The sequence below is a fragment of the Marinomonas gallaica genome (assembly GCF_049821165.1).
Classification (GTDB): Bacteria; Pseudomonadota; Gammaproteobacteria; order Pseudomonadales; family Marinomonadaceae; genus Marinomonas; species Marinomonas gallaica.
This window is the reverse complement of the sequence record NZ_CP187511.1, coordinates 2823815-2842932: the sequence shown is the minus strand read 5'-3', so window position 1 is coordinate 2842932 and position 19118 is coordinate 2823815. Positions and strand designations below refer to the sequence as shown.

Below are 19118 nucleotides of genomic sequence, written 5' to 3'. Positions count from 1 at the left end.
TGTTGGGGGATTAGATTCCCCCGTAACCCCTCCGCTTTGAGCTTCTTACAATAACGCTTGATGTGATGACAAAAATTTGCCTTTTTCTTTGCTAAATGGTGAAATTTTGAGTCATTAAAAATAGGCGTTATGGTGTAAGGAGGGTCCATGAACCATTCGCAATGGCTGGAACAAGAGTTTCCCGCGTTACTTTCTGAGTCCAATGCAGTTATCCAAGAGCTGATCGATCAAGCGAAGGAAAGAACGCGAAGACCTCGATACTTTCTGAACGGTATTATTATTCTGGTTTTAATCAATGCTTTGTTTGTGTGGATATTGCCCACCGTTGTGGTAGCTCCTTATGAGTCTTGGGGGGAGTGGGCTTTGGTGATTGTGATTGTCTTGGCGGCTAATATCATCAATCAAAAATTAGAAAATCGTCTGATTAGGTCTAAATTGAAAACGCTAGTGAATGAGCGTGGGCTGAAGACATCGTAATCTTTACAGCGAGTATGGTTTGTTGTTCTGCCAATCGTCTGCAATACTGAAGGTACACTCACCAACCAATTGGTTTAGAACATAGGGTTCTGACCTAGGAGGGGTTGAAATGTACACTAAAATAATGGTGCCTGTAGATTTAGGGCATGTCGATCGATTAGAAAAAGCACTCAAAACGGCGGCTGATATGGCAAATCTTTATGATGTGCCATTATGTTATGTTGGAGTCTCCAGTTCTGTGCCAAGTAACATAGCGCATGGCTCTGCTGAGTTTACATCTATGATGACAGCGTTTGGTCAAGAACAAGCTCAAAAGTACAGTTTATCCAATGTGACAGCAGCAGCCTATATTTGCCCTGATCCTACAGTAGATTTAGATGATGTGTTGATAAAAGCTGCTGTTGAAAATAATGCGGATTTGATTGTTATGGCATCTCATGTGCCGGGCCTTGCGGATCATATATTTGCTTCTAATGCAGGTTATGTTGCATCTTATTCAAAAATTTCAGTACTAGTGGTGCGTTAATATTTAATTTATCAGTCCGGCTTTAAAAAGATCAAATGCTTTAGAGGAGTTGGGTGTTGTTAGCTGGGGCTAAGTGTTCAGCAGCGCAAAAGTGATATGTAATTTTAGTAGTTAAAGTTACTTCGATTCTGAGTTCACTTTTATTCTAAGCTTCGTCCCAGCTTTGGTTGACATCATTACGAATCAGATAGTACTCCGATGATGGCGCCATCCTCGATTTTCTTTGCAGGGTTCTTGATCAGCTCTAACAGCATACTTACTGCTGATGCCCCCAATTCGTATGTGTCGTGGTGAACGCATGGGATCGGTCTTCCAAAAGCATTAGAATAAGGAATATCATCAATGCTCATGATATGTGCTTGATCAATACCTAGTTTTGCCTCCTGTAAAGCTTCCATTGCACCTATAGTAATCAAGATATTTAAACCAAAAATAGCTTCTGGTCGTTGCCCGCTTTTGATGCATTCTAGCATTGCGTTTTTTGATTTTTCTTTCTGGTAGTCGCCGTATTTAATTGTTATGGAAATCGGTAGGGTGCAATCTTTTAGTGCTTTTTGAATGCCGTTAATACGATCAATTGTGATACAAGATTCTTTGGGGCCAGCTAATACAAGGATATTCTGGAACCCTTTTGAAAGTAATGACTTCATGGCTTTATAGCCACTGTTAAAATTGTCCAGATAGACACCTGGAAAGCTTGAACATGAGATTTTCCGGTCTATTTGTACAACTGGAATTTGCGTGAGTTCGAGTTTATGTAAGTAAGCTGGCGTGTAGTCATCTGCATCGGATACAGCGGATAAAATAATGCCAGAAGCTTGATACCCCATCAGTGTTTCAATAGCTTTTCGCTCTAGCTCTTCGGAGCCATCTGTATCAAATAACATCAGAGAATAATTGTGAGATTTCGCGATACGATTGATGGCTTTAAATGTATGAGCGTAAAAAGGGTTGTCAATACTGGCAGTGACCAGTCCTATGATACGACTCTCTTGGCTTTTTAGGTTACGCGCAATGGCATTAGGGACGTAGTGGAGCTCATGTGCAGCTGCCAATATTTTCTTAAGCGTTTCTTGCTTCACTTTTTCCGGAGTGTTCAGTGCGCGAGAGACGGTTATGGTAGTCATGCCAACTTTCCGGGCTACATCTGTAATGGTGGCTTTCTTTTTGTGTGTCGACATAATTAATATTCTATATTGTTGAGGCGAAAAAACTGTGCTAAGTTTTAAAAAGTTAACGATAACATTGTGATAAAAGTTGAGCAATTGAATCATTCGTCTTACTTATGGAGTATGTCCATAATACGATTTTGAGGATTTTGTCCTTTTTTTTGAAGTGCAATGTTAACGATAACATTGAAAAACCCTTACTCTAAAAATAATTAAAGGTGACCTATCAATGTCTACTTCAAAAAAAACTATGTGTTCTATCGCTGCAGGTGTCGGTTTGGCCGTTGCGTCCATGTCTAGCGCCTATGCGGCAGATACACTTAAGATCGGTATGTCTTTTCAAGAATTAAATAACGAATATTTCGTCGTGATGAAAGAAGCCTTGGAAGAAGCCGCTGATTCGATTGGGGCTGAAGTTATCATTACCGACGCCCACCATGATGTCTCGAAGCAAATCAACGATGTTGAAGATATGATTCAACGTGGTGTAGATATTATTTTGTTGAACCCTACGGATTCGGTCAGTATTGAATCAGCCGTGCTTACCGCTCACGAGGCTGGTGTGGTGACGGTCGCCGTTGATGCGCAAGCACAAGGTCCATTGGACTCCTTTGTTGGCTCTAAAAACTATGATGCCGGTTATATGGCATGCCAATATTTGGGTAAGAATCTTAATGGTAAAGGTGATGTCGCGATTCTGGATGGTATTCCTGTGGTACCAATATTGGAACGTGTGCGTGGTTGTAAAGATGCCATTGCGGAATTTCCAGGTATGAAAATTGTCGCTGTACAAAATGGTAAACAAGAGCGCAGCCTGTCTATGACGGTGACCGAAAACATGTTGCAAGCAAACCCAAACTTAGCAGGACTGTTCAGTGTTAACGATACTGGTGCTCTAGGCGCACTTACCGCAATTGAATCAAATGGTTCCGATGTCAAGCTGGTGAGTGTTGATGGTAATCCAGAAGCTGTTAAAACAATCGCAGATGGCAACGAACATTTTATTGCAACCTCCGCACAATACCCACGTGACCAAGTTCGCCTCGGCTTAGGCATAGCTTTGGCTAAGCTTTGGGGTTCAAATGTACCTAAAACGGTACCTGTAGACGTCGATTTGATCGACCGCGAAAACGCAGCAGATTTCCACTGGTAATCTCTCTTAGCCCTCTTCAGTGAAGCATACTGAAGAGGGCGCTTTCGTAATTTGTTTATAGGTACAGTGTTATGAATAGTAGCCTTCTTAAGCTTGAGCAAATATCTAAGAACTTTCCTGGCGTTAAAGCCTTATCAGATATGAGCTTGTCATTAGATTCTGGCGAGATTTTAGCCTTGCTAGGCGAAAATGGTGCAGGCAAATCAACACTGATGAAAGTTCTGTGTGGTATTTACCAGCCGGATTCGGGGCATATCTACATTGATGGTAAGCCGATGGTCTTTGCTAACTATCACAATGCCATTGAGGCAGGGATCGGCATCATTTTTCAAGAATTTAGCCTAATCCCTTATCTTAACTCTGTGGAAAATATCTTTCTAGGTCGTGAAGTCACTAATAGGTTGGGGCTCATGCGGACGGCAGAGATGAGAAAAGAAGCACAAGCGCTGTTTGAGCGTTTAGGTGTTTCTATCGACTTAGACAAACCTGTGGCACATTTGAGTGTAGCAGAGCAGCAGTTTGTCGAAATCGCGAAGGCATTGGCGCTGGATGCTCGTATCTTAGTATTGGACGAGCCGACTGCCACACTTACGCCCAGTGAAGCAGAGCATTTATTTAAGATCATGCGAGAGCTGAAATCACAAGGTGTTGGCATGATCTTTATTTCCCACCACATGGAAGAGATCTTCGCCATTTGTGATCGCATTGTCGTGCTGCGGGATGGACAACCTATTGGTGAAGCGGATACACAAAAAACCAGTGTAGATGAATTAGTCGAGATGATGGTTGGTCGAAAAGTTGAGAGCAGTTTTCCCACAAAAAATGATCATAAAGAGGATCATGAAATTGTCATTCATGCGAAAGCTATTCAACTTGAAAAAGACACACCCATCAATCAGTTCGAGTTACGTAAAGGTGAAATTCTTGGTTTTGCCGGCCTTGTAGGGTCCGGACGAACTGAGCTTGCAATGGGGTTAATTGGCGCTACGCCAGTACATCATAAAGAGATAGAAATGCACGGCGTCGCCGTGAAACTGGACAGTCCGGCTGCTTCACTCTTAGCGGGGATTGGTATTTTACCCGAAAGCCGCAAAACAGAGGGATTGATCTTACCTTTCTCTATCCGCGAGAACATTAGTATCAACAACCTGGCTAAACACACCTCTAAAATTGGTTGGATTGATCAAAGAGATGAAGCAGACAACATCACTGCATTGATCGAAAAAGTTCGTGTAAAAGCCCCAGGGGCAGAGTCAATCGTTGGCAATCTCAGCGGGGGTAATCAACAAAAAGTGGTGATTGCTCGCTGGTTAAATCATGACTGTCGAGTGTTGATCTTTGATGAGCCGACACGGGGGATAGATGTTGGTGCTAAAGCGGAAATCTATCGTTTGATGCGCGGTCTGACGGAAATGGGTGTTTCGATCATTATGATTTCGTCCGAACTGCCTGAAGTTGTGGGTATCAGCGATCGTGTTGCTGTATTTAAACAGGGCGAGATCGTGCAAACCTTATCCGGTGCTGACGTTAATTCGAATGAGATTATGCGTTATGCAACAGGAGGCGCCAGCCATGAGTAATACCTTGCAAAATACTAACAAGACTCAAGGAAAACATTCCATGAATACGCAGCTAGCTCGGTGGCGACAGTCGCCTATCTTTTACCCCTTGTTGGGTTTTATTGTCATTTTTATTGCTATGGCATTTGTGAATGATAATTTTTTAACCACGAACAACCTTAGTAACGTGGCTCGACAAGTATCAATTAACGCCATCATTGCTGTAGGCATGACCTGTGCCATTTTGACTGGCGGCATCGATCTATCAGTCGGTGCGGTCATGGCATTGTCAGGCACCGTCGCGGCGGGCTTAATGATGATGGGCTTGCCGCCTGAGTTGGCCATTCTAGAATGCTTAATTGTTGGCGGTCTGTTTGGTGCTGGCAATGGTGCGTTTGTAGCGTATGCCAAAATGCCTCCCATCATTGTCACATTAGCCACTATGGGGATTGCGCGAGGCTTAGCGCTTATTTATACCGGTGGTTATCCTATTTCGGGGTTACCCAAAGACTTTTCTTTTCTTGGTCGTGGCGAATTTATGGGCATTCAATCGCCCATTATTGTCATGATAATTGTCTATATCATTGCCTTTGTGATTCTAAATAAGACACCTATTGGGCGTTATATCTATGCCATTGGTGGTAATGAAGAGGCAACCCGTTTAAGCGGTGTTCGTGTTAAGCGCTACAAAATGCTGGTGTATACCCTATCTGGTGTGACGGCCGCCATTGCCGGCATTGTACTGACGTCACGTTTAATGAGCGGTCAACCCAACATGGGTGTTGGCTTTGAACTGGATGCGATTGCTGCAGTAGTCTTGGGTGGCACCGCTATTGCCGGCGGACGTGGAGCGATTATTGGCACTTTAATCGGTGCCATGATGCTAGGCGTTCTGAATAATGGCCTCAATTTAATGGGTGTTTCACCGTACGTACAAAACGTGATTAAGGGCGGCATCATTTTGTTGGCCATCTACATTAGCAGATCGCGCGACAGCAAATAACCCCCATAAGACACAAGGTATTGTGCAGCGTCACAACCCCCTTGTGCAGATGTTAATTAATTACGAGGTGTAGCGAATGGAGCACGTTATTGGCGTTGATATTGGTACTCAGAGTACCAAAGCGCTGTTGGTGTCCAAAGATGGCCGTATTGTTGCGCAGGCGTCGCACAGCTATCAGGTTGACCAACCAAAACCAATGTGGGCTGAGCAGTGGCCCGATGTTTGGATGGACGCAGTTAAGCATACGATCAAAGGCGTATTAGCGAAAGCCAATGTGCAAGCAAGCGACATAAAAGCACTTTGTGTCAGCAGCTTATACGGTGGCTCAGGGATTCCGGTGGATCAGCATATAAAACCGCTCTATCCATGCTTGATTTGGATGGACCGCCGTGCAGATAAAGAAGTGCAGTATGTGCGTGAATCGCTTGATTTAGAGCAGTTGCAGACAATCACTGGTAATGGCGTTGATAGTTATCACGGCTTTACAAAAATGCTCTGGCTTAAACACAATTGCCCGGATGTCTGGAATAAAACGCATCTTTTCCTGCCACCAAACAGTTACATTCAATACTTGCTGACCGGAGAAATCGCCGTTGACCATAGCTCTGCCGGTAACATTGGTGGCGTCTATGACATGCAGCAGCGCACTTGGTCAGCGACGCTATTAGAGCAATTAGGCATACCTGAACGTATGATGCCGCCGCGTTTAGTGGCGTCGAATGAAATTGTGGGTGGCATGCTTGAGACGATGGCGTTGGAGCTTGGCTTAGTACCGGGTACACCGGTGGTAGCGGGTGGCGTTGATGCGGCGGTGGCAACGTTGGCCGCGGGGGTTACTGAACCTGGTAATCATGTAGCGATGATCGGCACCAGTATGTGCTGGGGCTTTATCAATACGGATGTAGACGCCAAAAATGGTCTCGTCAGTATGCCTTATGTGACCAATGCAGAATCGTATAACTATATGTTTGGCGGCGCCATAACGGCGGGCGCCTCGATCAGTTGGTTTCGTGAGCAGTTTTGCCAGGAAGAAAAACAAGCCGCGGATCTTTTAGATGACGTGGATGTTCATGAATTGCTTGAACTACAAGCCGCAAAAACGGCCGCTGGTGCGAATGGGGTTTTGTTCTTGCCGTATTTAATGGGCGAACGCAGTCCTATTTGGGACAGCAATGCCACAGGTACATTCGTCGGCTTATCTTTGTATCACAAAAAGGCGCATCTATATCGTGCCGTACTAGAAGGCGTCACATTTGCTTTGCGCCACAATATTGAGTGTGGGCAGCGTGCAGCAAAACATTTAGACGATCGTTTAATCGTCGTGGGCGGCGCAGCGCATTCTAGTCTTTGGATGCAAATCATTGCAGATATTACCAACTTTGAGATCTACACCATCGAGCAAGAAGTCGAAGCCCCATTAGGCGCGGCATTTCTTGCGGCGGACGCGATCGGTTTGATTGATGACGCCGGTAAGATTAAAGACTGGTGCCAATTAAGACATCGTGCTACTCCGAATCACGACAATCGTGAGCGCTACGATGAAACCTTCGCAGTCTATAAACAACTGTATCTTGACATGAAAGACAGCATGCATCGCTTAAAGCATATCGCTAATCGCGAATAATGCTTGACGTTTCAAGGTGTGGGACATGATTGAGCAAGATAGTTTTATGAGGTAACAACATGATGTATCTAGGTGTGGATTGCGGTACGCAAAGTACCAAGGTCGTCGTATTTGATACGCAAAAAGCAGCCGTGATTGCGCAAGGAGAATCGCCTCATGAGTTAATTGGCGGAGGTAATGGCCGTCAAGAGCAGCACCCAAAATGGTGGATTCAGGCGTTTCGCGATGCCTTTCAAAACGCCTTATCTGGAGGCGCATTTCAGGCTATGGATATCGATGCTGTCGGCGTCTCGGGCCAACAGCATGGCTTGGTGGTGCTAGATGATGCAGGGGACGTGATTCGTCCAGCGAAGCTTTGGTGTGATACCGAAACGGCTGAACAAAATGCTGAAATCGTTGCTGCATTGGGTGGCACAAAGGGTTGCATCGACACATTGGGGTTGGCGGTAGCGACCGGCTATACCGCCTCTAAGTTGCTCTGGCTCAAGCAAAATGAACCGGATGACTTTGCTCAGGTTGCGCATATTTTGTTGCCCCATGATTACCTGAATTATTGGTTAACCGGTGAATACGTTATGGAGTACGGTGATGCATCGGGAACTGGTTTTCTGGACATTCGGCAACGTTGCTGGTCCGATGCCGTACTTGCCACGATTGATGATCCTGATCGACTTCGAGTCATGCTGCCAACTCTGATTGAAGCACAGCAAGCGGTGGGGACAGTGCGCTCAGAAGTTAGTCTGGAATTGGGCTTGCGTGACGATGTATTGGTGTCCAGTGGTGGCGGTGACAATATGATGGGGGCCATTGGTACGGGGAATATTGAGCAAGGAGTGGTAACCGCCAGTTTAGGAACGTCCGGTACGCTTTATGCCTATAGCGATCAAGCGCCTGATATCAAGCATCCTTTAATTGCGCCATTTTGCTCATCGTCTAATGGTTGGCTGCTACTAATCTGCACCATGAATCTGACAGGCACGGTGAATCACTATCGTGATTTATTCGGTTGGGATCTGACGCAGATGCTGCAAGCGGTTGAGCGTTCGCCCATTGGTGCGCAAGGGTTAACTTTGTTGCCATTTTTGAATGGTGAACGCGTCCCAGCGTTACCCAATAGTAGTGCCAGTTTACTGGGGATGAACGCTGAAAATTTAACCCCTGACAATATTATGCGCTCAGCTTTGGAGGGCGTCACCTTTGGTTTGCGTTTAGGGATGGATCTGTTGCGCGGGTCAGGCATTGATAGTCAGCAGTTACGCTTAATTGGCGGTGGTGCAAACAGTCCGCTCTGGCGTCAGATGATGGCCGATGTGATGAATTGTCCAGTGGTCTGTCCGACGTCAACGGAATCTGCTGCGTTAGGCGCGGCGATCCAAGCACATTGGTGTCACTTGAATCAACAAGGGCAATTTACCTCACTTAAAGCATTGTGCGAGCGCTTTTCAACACTGAATACTGATCAAGCCGTGTCGCCGAATCCTGACAATGTGGCGCGTTATGAACAAGCCTATCAGCGTTACCGTCAACAGTTGCTGGCGCTGTATCCAGAAAGTATCTGAGGAGAGTTTAAATGTTTGAAGACTTAAAAGGAAAAGCCATTGTGGTGACTGGAGCCAGTAGCGGCATTGGTTGGTTTACGGTTGAACAATTATGTTTGGTCGGAGCGGAGGTAACCGCAGTGGCGCGCAACGCGCAAAAACTGAGTGATCTCCGTGACTTGACTGGTTGCCATGTGATTGCCGCAGACTTAGCTGACATGGCAGGTATTGAAAAAGTCGATGCTGAACTTGATCGAGTGGATGGGTTGGTTAACTGTGCAGGGTTAGCCATATTAGAGTCGTGTGTGGATGTCACGGACAGCGCATTTGATCAGCAAATGGCAATCAATGCGCGTGCAACGGCCATGATGAGTAAATTAGTCGCCCGTCGTATGATCGCGCAGCAACAAGGGGGGGCGATCGTTAACGTTTCCAGTCAAGCTTCATTGGCGTCCTTAACAGACCACTTGAGTTATAGTGCTTCTAAAGGGGCAATGGATGCAATGACACGCGTGATGTGTGCCGAATGGGGCCCTCATAACATTCGCGTTAACAGCGTCAATCCGACTGTTACATTAACGCCGATGGCAAAAGTTGGATGGAGCGATCCACAAAAAGCAGCAGCGATGACAAGTCGCATCCCGTTAGGCCGCTTTGCTGAGCCTTTAGAAGTAGTGCAGCCAATTATGTTTTTGCTAGGCAGTGCTGCAAGCATGATTTCCGGTGTCGCACTGCCAATTGATGGTGGTTTCGTTGCGGGGTAGCGCGATCTAGAGTCCCTTGAATCTATTTTTTAGGACAATATGTTAACGATAACACATTGTCATGCTTGACAGCTGCTGCGTTAAAAGCAGCGTATTAATAAGAAAATCTCAGCGAATGAGAGTCAAAATTAGGAGTTTAGTATGTCTTTAAAATTGGAAGGTAAAGTCGCCGCTGTCACTGGTGGCGCATCAGGTATCGGTTTAGCGTCGGCAAAAGAGATGATTGCCGCGGGTGCTCGCGTTGTCTTAGTGGATCGCGATCAAGCAGCGTTGGACAAGGTGTGCGCTGAATTGGGCGAACAGGCTATCCCATTGGTCCTTGATCTTCTGAATCCTGAGAGTTGTAACCAGCTATTGTCCGGCATTCTAGATAAAGCAGGTCAATTGGATATTTTGTATGCTAATGCTGGCAGCTACATTGGCGGTGACTTGATTGACACAACGCCAGACGCCATCGACCGTATGTTGAATTTGAATGTAAATTCGGTGATGAAAAATGTCCACAATGTTCTACCGTATATGATCGAGCGCGGTTGTGGTGATATCGTTGTAACAGGTTCTGTCGCGGGCCATTATCCTGTGCCGTGGGAACCGATTTATGCGTCCTCTAAATGGGCGATCAACTGCTTTGTACAGACCACTCGTCGCCAAGTAAAAGACCATGGTATTCGTATGGCATCGGTTTCTCCTGGCCCAGTGGCGAGTGCTTTACTAGCAGATTGGCCCGAAGAGAACCTGAAAAAAGCGAAAGAGAGTGGCAGCATTATTGAGCCCGAAGAAGTGGCTGATGCGGTTATGTTTATCCTAACACGACCACGTAACGTCACTATTCGAGATATGATTATCTTACCGTCTGCGTTTGATATGTAAGGTTGATTTAAGGGGGGACTACTGAGTAGCTCACCCCCTTTTAAGAAATTAATATCTCCCTCCGCACTTTAACTTTGCGCCAAAAGCGAGTAAAAACATTCGTTTAATTAATATAATGGATGATGCCATAAATTACGGCATTCCCCTCTAGATCTGCAAAAGACTATAGAAAGGCGACTAAAGAATGAGTCAGACATGCAAGGAAGTAGAGCGTAGCCTGGTGGGTAAAGGTGTGCTGTTGTGTTTGGCTGCTATGCTGGTTTTCGCTTCTCAAGACGCCGTCACAAAGATGTTGGTTCAGGAAATGTCTGTCGCGCAAGTTGTGCTCGTTCGCTACTGGGTATTTGCTCTGTTTGCGATTATATGGGTGACACGTAGCAGCACGATTCGTCATGCATTACGCTCTGTACGTCCTAAGTTGCAAGTGTTCCGTTCGTTATTGTCGATTGCCGAGATTGCGATTTTTAATTTAGCGCTACGCTATCTTGGTTTGGCGGAGTCCCATGCTCTGATGGCAGTGTTCCCATTGATGGCAATTGCCTTGGCGGCTCCGATTTTAGGTGAGCGCGTTAGCCGTAATTGTTGGTTGGCAGTTATGGCGGGGTTTGTCGGCACACTGATTATCCTACGACCAGGATTAGAAGTGTTTAAAATCGAATCACTGATACCTTTGTCGGCAGCGCTGTGTTTTGCTGGTTATCATGTCGTTACTCGACAGGTCAGTTCGGCGGGCGATGGTTTCAATACCAATGTATTGTATATGGCGCTGGTCGGCTGTGTTTGTGCCACGCTTTTTGGTATCACAGCTTGGCGTGAGCCAAGCATGCAAGAGTGGTTCTTATTGGGCGTAATTTCAGTGATGAGTGTTGCGGCACAATTATTATTAGTGAAGGCACTTGAGTATGCACCTGCTTCCATTCTGCAGCCCTTCAATTACAGTCTGTTGGTGTTCGCTACAATTATTGGCTATTTAGTGTTTAATGAATTTCCGGACAGCTTGACCCTTGTGGGTGCCAGTATTGTTATTGTTAGTGGTCTGTATGTGATCTATTCACAACGAGCGAGTTGATTCTTTCGCTTAACCAAACTTGTGCATTTTTGATCCATTCAACGGTTCATATCTGCACAGTTTAAACTTTTTATTAAAATGTGTGCGTAAGCGTGCATATGTGCAAAGACACGAGGTGATGCTTTACATCCCCCTTTCGTTCTTACAGCGTACTCTGTACTGACTTTTCCGTAGAATATTTCCTATCGTTTACATCACACATAGGGAAAGTACATGACACATCTATTTGGACAGGCGCTGAAGTTTGGCTCGATTGGCTTAATGTTGTTGGTGTCAGGCATATTGGGAGCCTCTTCAACCAATCAAATTTCTATGACGTCAGACAATAATGATCACCATTGATTCTGATGGTTTGATTGTACTACTCGCTACTTGAACACTTTAAAGGAGGGAGCATGCAAAAACTGATCGCTGCTGCTGCATCAGCCGTTATTTTATCCGGTTGTAGTCCGACAGAAGACGTGAGCAAAGAAACGTTTAAATACGCAATCAATAACCAGATGTCACAAGACTGCCTAATGTTGAATACTCGGGACTTTGATTTCCCTGTGAGCGTTGATGTTCCTCAAACGGAGCGTGAAAAGCTAATTTCAATAAACAGTGATAGAATCACTCAATATGATGCATTGGTAGAGGCAGGTCTACTGACTGTCGAAAGTAACACGAAGACCATCCAATCTGCTTTTGAAGATGGATCGAGCACAATTACCTTGAATGTATATTCTCTTACAGATTTGGGGCAGAAGTCTTTTAAAGAAATACCGTCAAATAGCAATATGGCCGGTGACATTAAAGGGTTATGTGCGGCATCTTACCATGTGGGTAAAGTATTAGAGTTCTCTGAGCCAACGCAGTCTATGGGCGAAACCATTTCCCATGTACGTTACACCTTGTTGCCGACTGGTATTCAAGACTGGGCTCGAAATGACAGTGTTCAAAATGCTTTTCCAACGATGGCAAGTCTTCTTAATACTGAGCGTCGCCAAAGCGCAACCTTAGTTTTAAAAGAGGATGGCTGGGTTTTTAAAGACGACATTAAGTAATCAGGTCAATTCATTTAATGACTGTTTATTAGGGCCTTTCTATGAGTTGAAAGGTCCTAATGAAGCATACTGAGCATTGCTGTTAACGTCTTTTAAATGGTTCATCATTTTCAATTTTTCAGGACAGGTGATTGCGGGAAAATCTTTCTCAGTCTCCGGTATTAAAGAATACTTACGGAGCGCATTGCAAGGTCAAATCTCCCTGCTTGAAACAGCTTATCAGCCAAGTAGTCTGGCATTTCATTTCGCATCTGGATCAAGATTTTTACTAACTCAGCTAATGAACTTATTGCCGATGTATTCACTGGTTTAGTTGGCAAACCATTGCCTGTTGTTGAGCTAATTACAGATGTTATTGGCTAGTAAGTTCTTCTATTTGCATAAATCACCTGTTGTTTTTGACATTGATTCGAGGAAGGGGCGTGCCTACTCATGTTTAATAAAGAGTGTTGTTGTCTTGGTGTCATACTTAAGCCTTTATTTCATGTGTGCTTGCGAATTAACAGCCAATTACTGCACAGTCGTATTAAGAGAACATATTTCTTGGTTAATCAATAACTTGTGCATTGCCTACTGCATTCACTTTACACAGCCTTTGCTTTCCTTTAATACAAATTGACGCTGTGATCGTCATAATAGAAGTCACTTAAAGCACATTCAAAGAGGTACGAAACATGACTATTTCAGCGAAGAAAGCAGGTAAGTTAGGTGTGGTTGGATTAGCCGTTGCGATGGCAGCCTCCGTGGCGACAACGTCCTTTGCCGGAGATGCAATGCACAATGACAAGCAGGCAGCACCGCATGCCGTTCAGCCTTACTCTGAGCAAATGGTGCAGCGTATGTCTGCTCAGCTTAAATTTGACGAAGAGACCAAAGCAGACGTGTCAGAATTGTTCGCAGAAGCACGCGAAGAGCACCAAGAGTTGTTAGATGATATGCGCGCTTTCAGCAGCCCCGTTAAAATGTTGAGCCCTAAAGACGATGGCTATGTTGACCAAATTGAAGAGCTTGCAGAGAAACGCAGTGAATTGATGGTACGCATGGACGTACAACAAGCCGAGATCCGTCATGAGTTCTACGAACTGTTGACTGATGAGCAAATTGCGTTGCTAGAAGCTAAGAAGCAAGCAGGTAGCTAGTCGGTTTGTAATGCAGAGTTTTCTGCTAGACAAAAAAATAGCCGCATTTTGTAATGCGGCTATTTTAGTTGTCATTAGCGTTTCTTACCGCCTTTATTGTTTCCACCTTTGCCTTTCGCTTTGCTTTGAGGCTTTGGCTTATAGGCTTTTTTCTCAGGCTCGGTACGTAGCGCCAAAAATAGGTCTGTCACCAATTGCGGGATTTGATCGATGCAAGACTGAGTCAGTTTTTCGCTTTCACGAATTTGCTGAACTTCTTCGTCTTCAAATAATCCGGATGCCACCATAAAGGGTAATAAAAGCTCGGCAATCTCTTCTTCTTTATCGGTTTCAAACCAATGACGTTCAGTGAAAAATACACCTTCCATGAAGCCTGATGCCCACTCTTCCAGCTCACTTAACTCATTTGGGTTGGAGCTAACTTCGATTTCACAAGGCACTAGGAAGTCATCTTCTGACTCTAATTCTTTTTGAATGTCCCCAAAAAGACGAGTAAATAAATTCTCAATGTGCTTTTGTTCTTTATCAGAGGTAAAATTAGGCGTTTCCTCGAATACAATAGGTAACCATTGGGACGCAGCAGGTGCTTCAGTACTGATCGAAAGGGCTGTTAAAAAGCCATGTGCCATAACAAAGTTTTGGCAATCTTCGTGAACAGAGTCTGAGTCCAAAAAGTTTTCTAGTTCTTCAAGTTCTAGATCATCAAGAGGTTGGTGTTGCATTTAGGTTTTCCTATTATTCAATCGCAACACAGTTTAAACACATCAGTTGTAAAAAACCATGAGCAAGCCAGTCAAAATCGATACAGTTGTTGCCATTAACCCTGTGCAGACAGCATTAAAGCGCTTAGGGTTCGATGATTTCATTGGGTCGCAGCAAATCTGTGTCGAATCCCTGATGCGTGGGCAAGATGTTTTAGCCTTGTTGCCAACAGGGGCGGGTAAATCCGCCATTTATCAAGTCGCGTCATTGGCTCGGACTGGGGTCGGTTTGGTCATCAGCCCATTGATTGCCATTATGCAGCAACAAGTGGTCAGTCTTCAGACGCTTGGAGTGAGGGCGGAATTTTTGAACTCTACTCAAAATGGTGCTGAACAAAACGACTTGTACTGGCGCTTGCGACATAATGATGTGGAGATTTTGTATATGTCTCCTGAAAAATTGTTACAGGCCAGCGTCCTTGGATTGTTGGAAGATATTGATGTGTCATGCATCGCTATTGATGAAGCGCATTGTGTGATGCGCTGGGGCAGCCAGTTCCGTCCAGAATATGCTCAGTTAGGTTGCCTAAAAGAAAAGTTTCCTGAAGTACCTGTCATTGCGTTAACGGGGACGCTATTGCCAGAAAATCAGCAACAAGTTCAAGTAGCGCTTGGTCTTTTTGAGCCTAATGTGGTTCGAGAAAGTGTGAATCGACCCAATATACGGTTACAGGTATCGCAAAAACGTCGTGCAAAACAGCAGCTCTTATCCTTTTTAATGAAAGATGGCATGGCCCAGCCAGGAATTGTTTATTGTCGATCGCGCTCGAAAACTGAGGAGCTGTCAAAATGGCTTACATCCCATGGTATTCAAGCGACTTGCTACCACGCCAACTTATCATCGTCTGAGCGTGACTTTGCTCATCAGCGTTTCGCCCAAGGTAAAGTGCAAGTTCTGGTGGCGACAACGGCTTATGGAATGGGGATCGATTTAGATCACGTAAGATTTGTTGTGCATATGGATTTACCTCTGTCAATTGAGAACTATGCCCAAGAAATTGGTCGAGCGGGACGCGATGGCAAGCCCGCGCAAGCACTTCTTTTTTATGGTCTGCAAGACATTATGCAGACATGGGAATTTGTTCAGCAAGAAGGGTTAGAGCCTGAATTCTGGCGTTTGATGAGCTGTCTGGAACACCCTCAGTGTCGAAGAGCCTCACTGCTGTCCGCGTTTGACGAAATGGCAGAAAGCGAGTGTGGCAATTGTGATCGTTGTACGAACAAAGGTAAGCAACACAACGTCACGGTCGCTGCGCAGAAGTTTTTGAGTTTGGTGCATTTTACTCGCGGCGGAGTACCCTTTGCCTCACTTGTAAATACCCTATTAGGTAAAAGTATTAAGAGTGTGACCAATTTTGGTCTTGAAAAGCATGGATTATTTGGAGCAGGGAAATCACTGGATGAATTACAGTGGAAGGCGGTGGTGCGTCAGCTGTTAGCAAAAGGCTTCTTGACTCAGCGAAGTGTGAGGCCATTTTCTGTGATGTTGACAGAAAAAAGTCGTTTGGTATTGCGTTCGGAAGAACAAATTATTGTTTCATCTGATTGGTTTTATCCTGCATTAAAAGATACGGATTTGGAAATGCTTAGCCAAGGAGCTTGGAGCGAGCTAATGCAATGGAGTGTGGCAAACCGAGTATCGGAATATTTGTCAGAAACTCAATTGCATAAAGTGTTTGAATCGCAGCCGAGCTCTTTAGCGTCTATGAGTCGAATCACGGGATTAAGTAAAAATCGCCTAACCGAGTTAAATGCCCATACTTTGTTCGTAGAGGGGCAGTATGAGTAGTGTTGTCAATCACAAAAATGTTGAGAGAATCGAGAACAAAATCAGTGACTGTCTTAATAGAGCAGAACGCTATTTCAAAATTGGCCTTCAGCGTCCCAGTTTTAATTTTAAGCAGCGAGGTCGAACCGCTGGCACGGCATATTTACAACGCAATGAAATGCGCTTTAATACCTATATGCTGCAACAGGACCCAGATAAATTCATTGACCACGTAGTGCCACATGAGTTGGCGCACATTGTGGTCTATCAGGTGTTTGGTTCAAAAGTTCGTCCTCACGGGAAAGAATGGATTGCTGTGATGGAGCATTTGTTTGATGTTGAAGCCAGCCGCACCCATGACTTTGATGTACCCAAGCCACGTAATCTATTCCTCTATCAATGTGCCTGCCAAGTGCATGAGTTTACCGCTCATCGTCATGGTCGTGCAGTGAAAGGCACGCAGTATGTCTGTCGTTATTGTCGAAAAAATTTGAATTTTCTAAAAAAGAAGTAAACCTATTTATCCATTCGTCGATAGGGTGCTTCAACAAAGTGGTTGTAGTAAGATACCGCCATCTGTTTTATGGTAATTAAGAATGAACGCTGAGATCGATCGAAAAGAAAAGCTTGAGCTAAATAAACTGCAAAAACGTCTTCGTCGAATGACTGGACAAGCCATTGCGGACTTCAACATGATTGAAGATGGCGATAAAGTAATGGTGTGTTTGTCAGGCGGCAAAGACTCTTACACAATGTTAGATATCCTTTGCAACTTGAAAAAGAGTGCGCCAATCCACTTTGACATTGTAGCCGTCAACTTGGATCAGAAACAGCCGGGATTTCCAGAGCATATTCTGCCTGCTTACCTTGCCGATTTGGGTGTGGACTATCATATTCTTGAAAAAGATACTTACAGTATCGTTAAGGAATTGGTGCCTGAAGGTAAAACGACTTGTGGCTTATGTTCTCGCTTGCGCCGCGGCTCTTTGTATGGTTTTGCTGAAGAAATTGGCGCAACGAAAATTGCGTTAGGTCATCACCGTGACGATATTCTTGAAACTATGTTTTTGAATATGTTTTTTGGTGGCAAGCTTAAGGCAATGCCGCCAAAACTGTTGAGTGATGATGGCAAGCATGTGGTGATTCGTCCACTTGCTTACTGCAAAGAGTCCGATATTGAACAGTATTCTTTACGCAAGGCTTTCCCGATCATTCCTTGCAATCTGTGCGGGTCTCAGGAAAATCTACAACGTCAAGTTGTGAAAGAAATGCTTCAAGGATGGGAGAAACAATACCCTGGTCGTCTTGATACTATGTTCTCAGCTGTTCAGAATGTTGTGCCGTCGCATTTGGCCGATACTGAACTGTTTGACTTCAAAAGTTTGACGCAATCCGAAGATGCATTGAAACGCTTAAATATTATTGAGCTTTAAAAAAGGAAGCAGTATGTCGATGAAGAAACTTTTACCAATCGTATTAGGGGCCGCTATTTCAATGACAGCCCATGCGAGTGATACAGTAGAAGGCAGCCTTTCTAATGATGCTGTTAAAGTAGATATGAGCCTAGACCAAGGTAAATACTTCTTTGATGCAGGTGGTATGTATCACACTGATGATGGCAAATATGGCTACATTGGTGCGCACATCGAAGATATCGATACTGCAAAAGATTACCCAGTTCAAATCGGCTTAGGTATGCGCTTAATGGCGATTGATACTGAGTACGACGTTGATAATGCGGGTATGGCGATTGCGCTAGGTGGTTTCTACCGTTACACCTTTCCTAAAGCAAACCGCTTTAGCGTATTAGGCTCGTTATATTACTCACCGAAAGTATTATCGTTCCAAAATATTGACAGCATGTACCAAGCTGAAATCCGTGGGGAATATCGTACGTTGCGTAATGCTCGTGTATTTCTACGTTACGGCTTAACTAGCGTAGATCTAGAGAGCTATCGTGATGATGTGGACATGAATAAAGGTGTTGCGATCGGTGTTTCTGCTACGTTTTAGTAGTAACTGCTATAGCTATAATAAAGCAATGATAAAAAGGTGGCTGATGCCACCTTTTTTATTAATCAAAAGAAGAGTTATTCACCTTCAAAAGCACACAATGCAAACACTGGAATGTCCATTTCTTGGATTTTCGCGCTGCCACCAAGGTCCGGTAAGTCAATGATCGCAGCCACTTCTTTAATGTTAGCGCCTTGCTGTTTTAACAAGCTCATAGCGGCAACAAGCGTGCCGCCTGTCGCGATCAAGTCGTCGAACAATAGAACTTGTGCACCCGCTTCAACAGCACCTTCTTGAATTTCTAATTCTGCGCTGCCGTATTCCAAATCGTAGCTTTGCGAGATCGTTTTGCCTGGTAACTTACCCTTTTTACGAACAAGAACTAGAGGTTTACGTAATTCGTAAGCTAATACGGATGCGATCAAGAAGCCACGAGCATCGATACAGGCTATGTGAGTAATATCACTATCAATGTAGCGGTGTACATAAGCATCAACCACCATACGCATTCCTTTTGGATTGCTGAAAATTGGTGTGATATCACGAAAGCTGATGCCCGGCTTTGGCCAGTCTTCAATAGTACGAATTAGAGACTTAAAGTAAAAGTCGTCAAAGAGCATAGATAAACCTTAACTAACTGGT

At 44.6% G+C, this 19118-nt stretch carries 20 protein-coding genes; 17 read left to right on the top strand and 3 right to left on the bottom strand.

Annotated features, from left to right (window positions below):
• The first annotated feature begins 147 nt into the window (after window positions 1–147).
• On the top strand, window positions 148–477 hold the full coding sequence (locus tag ACPUEK_RS13430) for a hypothetical protein (RefSeq protein ID WP_067037617.1): 330 nt from the start codon (window positions 148–150) through the stop codon (window positions 475–477).
• Between the two features lie 109 nt (window positions 478–586).
• Window positions 587–1003, top strand: a complete 417-nt coding sequence (locus tag ACPUEK_RS13425) for a universal stress protein (protein ID WP_425641046.1) — start codon at window positions 587–589, stop codon at window positions 1001–1003.
• A gap of 176 nt (window positions 1004–1179) precedes the next feature.
• On the opposite strand, the gene ACPUEK_RS13420 is transcribed toward ACPUEK_RS13425, so the two are convergent.
• Entirely contained in the window at window positions 1180–2277 is a 1098-nt protein-coding gene (locus tag ACPUEK_RS13420) for a LacI family DNA-binding transcriptional regulator (protein ID WP_425641045.1), read from the bottom strand.
• Window positions 2278–2401: 124 nt separating this feature from the next.
• On the opposite strand from ACPUEK_RS13420, the gene ACPUEK_RS13415 reads away from it, so the two are divergent.
• The 11 genes from ACPUEK_RS13415 to ACPUEK_RS13365 all read left to right on the top strand — a co-directional run bounded on the left by ACPUEK_RS13415 (window position 2402) and on the right by ACPUEK_RS13365 (window position 13934).
• Entirely contained in the window at window positions 2402–3325 is a 924-nt protein-coding gene (locus ACPUEK_RS13415) for an ABC transporter substrate-binding protein (RefSeq protein ID WP_067037622.1), read from the top strand.
• A gap of 71 nt (window positions 3326–3396) precedes the next feature.
• Complete coding sequence (locus ACPUEK_RS13410; protein ID WP_425641044.1) at window positions 3397–4905, top strand: sugar ABC transporter ATP-binding protein; 1509 nt, start codon at window positions 3397–3399, stop codon at window positions 4903–4905.
• Window positions 4898–5887: an ABC transporter permease gene (locus ACPUEK_RS13405; RefSeq protein WP_425641043.1), complete on the top strand. Its 990-nt coding sequence runs from the start codon at window positions 4898–4900 to the stop codon at window positions 5885–5887. The genes ACPUEK_RS13410 and ACPUEK_RS13405 overlap by 8 nt, the downstream gene beginning before the upstream one ends.
• Window positions 5888–5963: 76 nt before the next feature.
• Window positions 5964–7511 (top strand): FGGY-family carbohydrate kinase, encoded by a 1548-nt coding sequence (locus ACPUEK_RS13400; protein WP_425641042.1) that lies wholly within the window; start codon window positions 5964–5966, stop codon window positions 7509–7511.
• Window positions 7512–7570: 59 nt separating this feature from the next.
• A complete protein-coding gene (gene xylB, locus ACPUEK_RS13395; protein WP_425641041.1) occupies window positions 7571–9070 on the top strand; it encodes a xylulokinase in 1500 nt (499 codons plus the stop codon).
• A gap of 11 nt (window positions 9071–9081) precedes the next feature.
• A complete protein-coding gene (locus tag ACPUEK_RS13390; RefSeq protein ID WP_425641040.1) occupies window positions 9082–9813 on the top strand; it encodes an SDR family oxidoreductase in 732 nt (243 codons plus the stop codon).
• A gap of 141 nt (window positions 9814–9954) precedes the next feature.
• Window positions 9955–10683 carry an SDR family oxidoreductase gene (locus ACPUEK_RS13385; protein WP_067219342.1) on the top strand — a complete coding sequence of 243 codons (729 nt, stop codon included), beginning with the start codon at window positions 9955–9957 and terminating at the stop codon, window positions 10681–10683.
• Window positions 10684–10867: 184 nt separating this feature from the next.
• A complete protein-coding gene (locus ACPUEK_RS13380) occupies window positions 10868–11752 on the top strand; it encodes a DMT family transporter (RefSeq protein ID WP_067219348.1) in 885 nt (294 codons plus the stop codon).
• A gap of 213 nt (window positions 11753–11965) precedes the next feature.
• The gene (locus ACPUEK_RS13375) at window positions 11966–12094 is read left to right on the top strand and encodes a hypothetical protein (protein WP_425641039.1); all 129 of its coding nucleotides are present in this window, start codon (window positions 11966–11968) and stop codon (window positions 12092–12094) included.
• Window positions 12095–12147: 53 nt separating this feature from the next.
• Window positions 12148–12795 (top strand): hypothetical protein, encoded by a 648-nt coding sequence (locus ACPUEK_RS13370; protein WP_425641038.1) that lies wholly within the window; start codon window positions 12148–12150, stop codon window positions 12793–12795.
• 674 nt (window positions 12796–13469) lie between these two features.
• On the top strand, window positions 13470–13934 hold the full coding sequence (locus ACPUEK_RS13365; protein WP_067037639.1) for a Spy/CpxP family protein refolding chaperone: 465 nt from the start codon (window positions 13470–13472) through the stop codon (window positions 13932–13934).
• Window positions 13935–14008: 74 nt separating this feature from the next.
• Here ACPUEK_RS13365 and ACPUEK_RS13360 read toward each other — a convergent pair whose 3' ends face one another.
• Window positions 14009–14656: a YecA family protein gene (locus tag ACPUEK_RS13360; protein WP_425641037.1), complete on the bottom strand. Its 648-nt coding sequence runs from the start codon at window positions 14654–14656 to the stop codon at window positions 14009–14011.
• Between the two features lie 58 nt (window positions 14657–14714).
• Between ACPUEK_RS13360 and ACPUEK_RS13355 the strand changes: the two genes are divergently transcribed.
• The 4 genes from ACPUEK_RS13355 (at window position 14715) to ACPUEK_RS13340 (ending at window position 18476) form a co-directional block, all read left to right on the top strand.
• Window positions 14715–16484 carry a RecQ family ATP-dependent DNA helicase gene (locus ACPUEK_RS13355; protein WP_425641036.1) on the top strand — a complete coding sequence of 590 codons (1770 nt, stop codon included), beginning with the start codon at window positions 14715–14717 and terminating at the stop codon, window positions 16482–16484.
• On the top strand, window positions 16477–16977 hold the full coding sequence (locus ACPUEK_RS13350; protein WP_067037651.1) for a SprT family zinc-dependent metalloprotease: 501 nt from the start codon (window positions 16477–16479) through the stop codon (window positions 16975–16977). The genes ACPUEK_RS13355 and ACPUEK_RS13350 overlap by 8 nt, the downstream gene beginning before the upstream one ends.
• An 82-nt stretch (window positions 16978–17059) precedes the next feature.
• On the top strand, window positions 17060–17896 hold the full coding sequence (gene ttcA / locus ACPUEK_RS13345) for a tRNA 2-thiocytidine(32) synthetase TtcA (protein WP_067037653.1): 837 nt from the start codon (window positions 17060–17062) through the stop codon (window positions 17894–17896).
• A 13-nt stretch (window positions 17897–17909) separates the two neighbouring features.
• Window positions 17910–18476 carry a YfaZ family outer membrane protein gene (locus tag ACPUEK_RS13340; RefSeq protein WP_067037655.1) on the top strand — a complete coding sequence of 189 codons (567 nt, stop codon included), beginning with the start codon at window positions 17910–17912 and terminating at the stop codon, window positions 18474–18476.
• A 77-nt stretch (window positions 18477–18553) separates the two neighbouring features.
• On the opposite strand, the gene ACPUEK_RS13335 is transcribed toward ACPUEK_RS13340, so the two are convergent.
• Window positions 18554–19096, bottom strand: a complete 543-nt coding sequence (locus ACPUEK_RS13335) for an adenine phosphoribosyltransferase (RefSeq protein WP_067037657.1) — start codon at window positions 19094–19096, stop codon at window positions 18554–18556.
• Between the last annotated feature and the right edge of the window lie 22 nt (window positions 19097–19118).

Excerpts from the sequence above, each read along its gene's own strand:
- ACPUEK_RS13425 (WP_425641046.1), top strand. The coding sequence starts at position 587 with ATGTACACTAAAATAATGGTGCCTGTAGATTTAGGGCATGTCGATCGA.
- ttcA (WP_067037653.1), top strand. The coding sequence starts at position 17,060 with ATGAACGCTGAGATCGATCGAAAAGAAAAGCTTGAGCTAAATAAACTG.
- ACPUEK_RS13400 (WP_425641042.1), top strand. The coding sequence starts at position 5,964 with ATGGAGCACGTTATTGGCGTTGATATTGGTACTCAGAGTACCAAAGCG.
- ACPUEK_RS13385 (WP_067219342.1), top strand. The coding sequence starts at position 9,955 with ATGTCTTTAAAATTGGAAGGTAAAGTCGCCGCTGTCACTGGTGGCGCA.
- ACPUEK_RS13340 (WP_067037655.1), top strand. The coding sequence starts at position 17,910 with ATGTCGATGAAGAAACTTTTACCAATCGTATTAGGGGCCGCTATTTCA.
- ACPUEK_RS13370 (WP_425641038.1), top strand. The coding sequence starts at position 12,148 with ATGCAAAAACTGATCGCTGCTGCTGCATCAGCCGTTATTTTATCCGGT.
- ACPUEK_RS13410 (WP_425641044.1), top strand. The coding sequence starts at position 3,397 with ATGAATAGTAGCCTTCTTAAGCTTGAGCAAATATCTAAGAACTTTCCT.
- ACPUEK_RS13360 (WP_425641037.1), bottom strand. The coding sequence starts at position 14,656 with ATGCAACACCAACCTCTTGATGATCTAGAACTTGAAGAACTAGAAAAC.
- ACPUEK_RS13375 (WP_425641039.1), top strand. The coding sequence starts at position 11,966 with ATGACACATCTATTTGGACAGGCGCTGAAGTTTGGCTCGATTGGCTTA.
- ACPUEK_RS13380 (WP_067219348.1), top strand. The coding sequence starts at position 10,868 with ATGAGTCAGACATGCAAGGAAGTAGAGCGTAGCCTGGTGGGTAAAGGT.
- xylB (WP_425641041.1), top strand. The coding sequence starts at position 7,571 with ATGATGTATCTAGGTGTGGATTGCGGTACGCAAAGTACCAAGGTCGTC.
- ACPUEK_RS13420 (WP_425641045.1), bottom strand. The coding sequence starts at position 2,277 with ATGATTCAATTGCTCAACTTTTATCACAATGTTATCGTTAACTTTTTA.
- ACPUEK_RS13365 (WP_067037639.1), top strand. The coding sequence starts at position 13,470 with ATGACTATTTCAGCGAAGAAAGCAGGTAAGTTAGGTGTGGTTGGATTA.
- ACPUEK_RS13405 (WP_425641043.1), top strand. The coding sequence starts at position 4,898 with ATGAGTAATACCTTGCAAAATACTAACAAGACTCAAGGAAAACATTCC.
- ACPUEK_RS13415 (WP_067037622.1), top strand. The coding sequence starts at position 2,402 with ATGTCTACTTCAAAAAAAACTATGTGTTCTATCGCTGCAGGTGTCGGT.
- ACPUEK_RS13430 (WP_067037617.1), top strand. The coding sequence starts at position 148 with ATGAACCATTCGCAATGGCTGGAACAAGAGTTTCCCGCGTTACTTTCT.
- ACPUEK_RS13350 (WP_067037651.1), top strand. The coding sequence starts at position 16,477 with ATGAGTAGTGTTGTCAATCACAAAAATGTTGAGAGAATCGAGAACAAA.
- ACPUEK_RS13355 (WP_425641036.1), top strand. The coding sequence starts at position 14,715 with ATGAGCAAGCCAGTCAAAATCGATACAGTTGTTGCCATTAACCCTGTG.
- ACPUEK_RS13335 (WP_067037657.1), bottom strand. The coding sequence starts at position 19,096 with ATGCTCTTTGACGACTTTTACTTTAAGTCTCTAATTCGTACTATTGAA.
- ACPUEK_RS13390 (WP_425641040.1), top strand. The coding sequence starts at position 9,082 with ATGTTTGAAGACTTAAAAGGAAAAGCCATTGTGGTGACTGGAGCCAGT.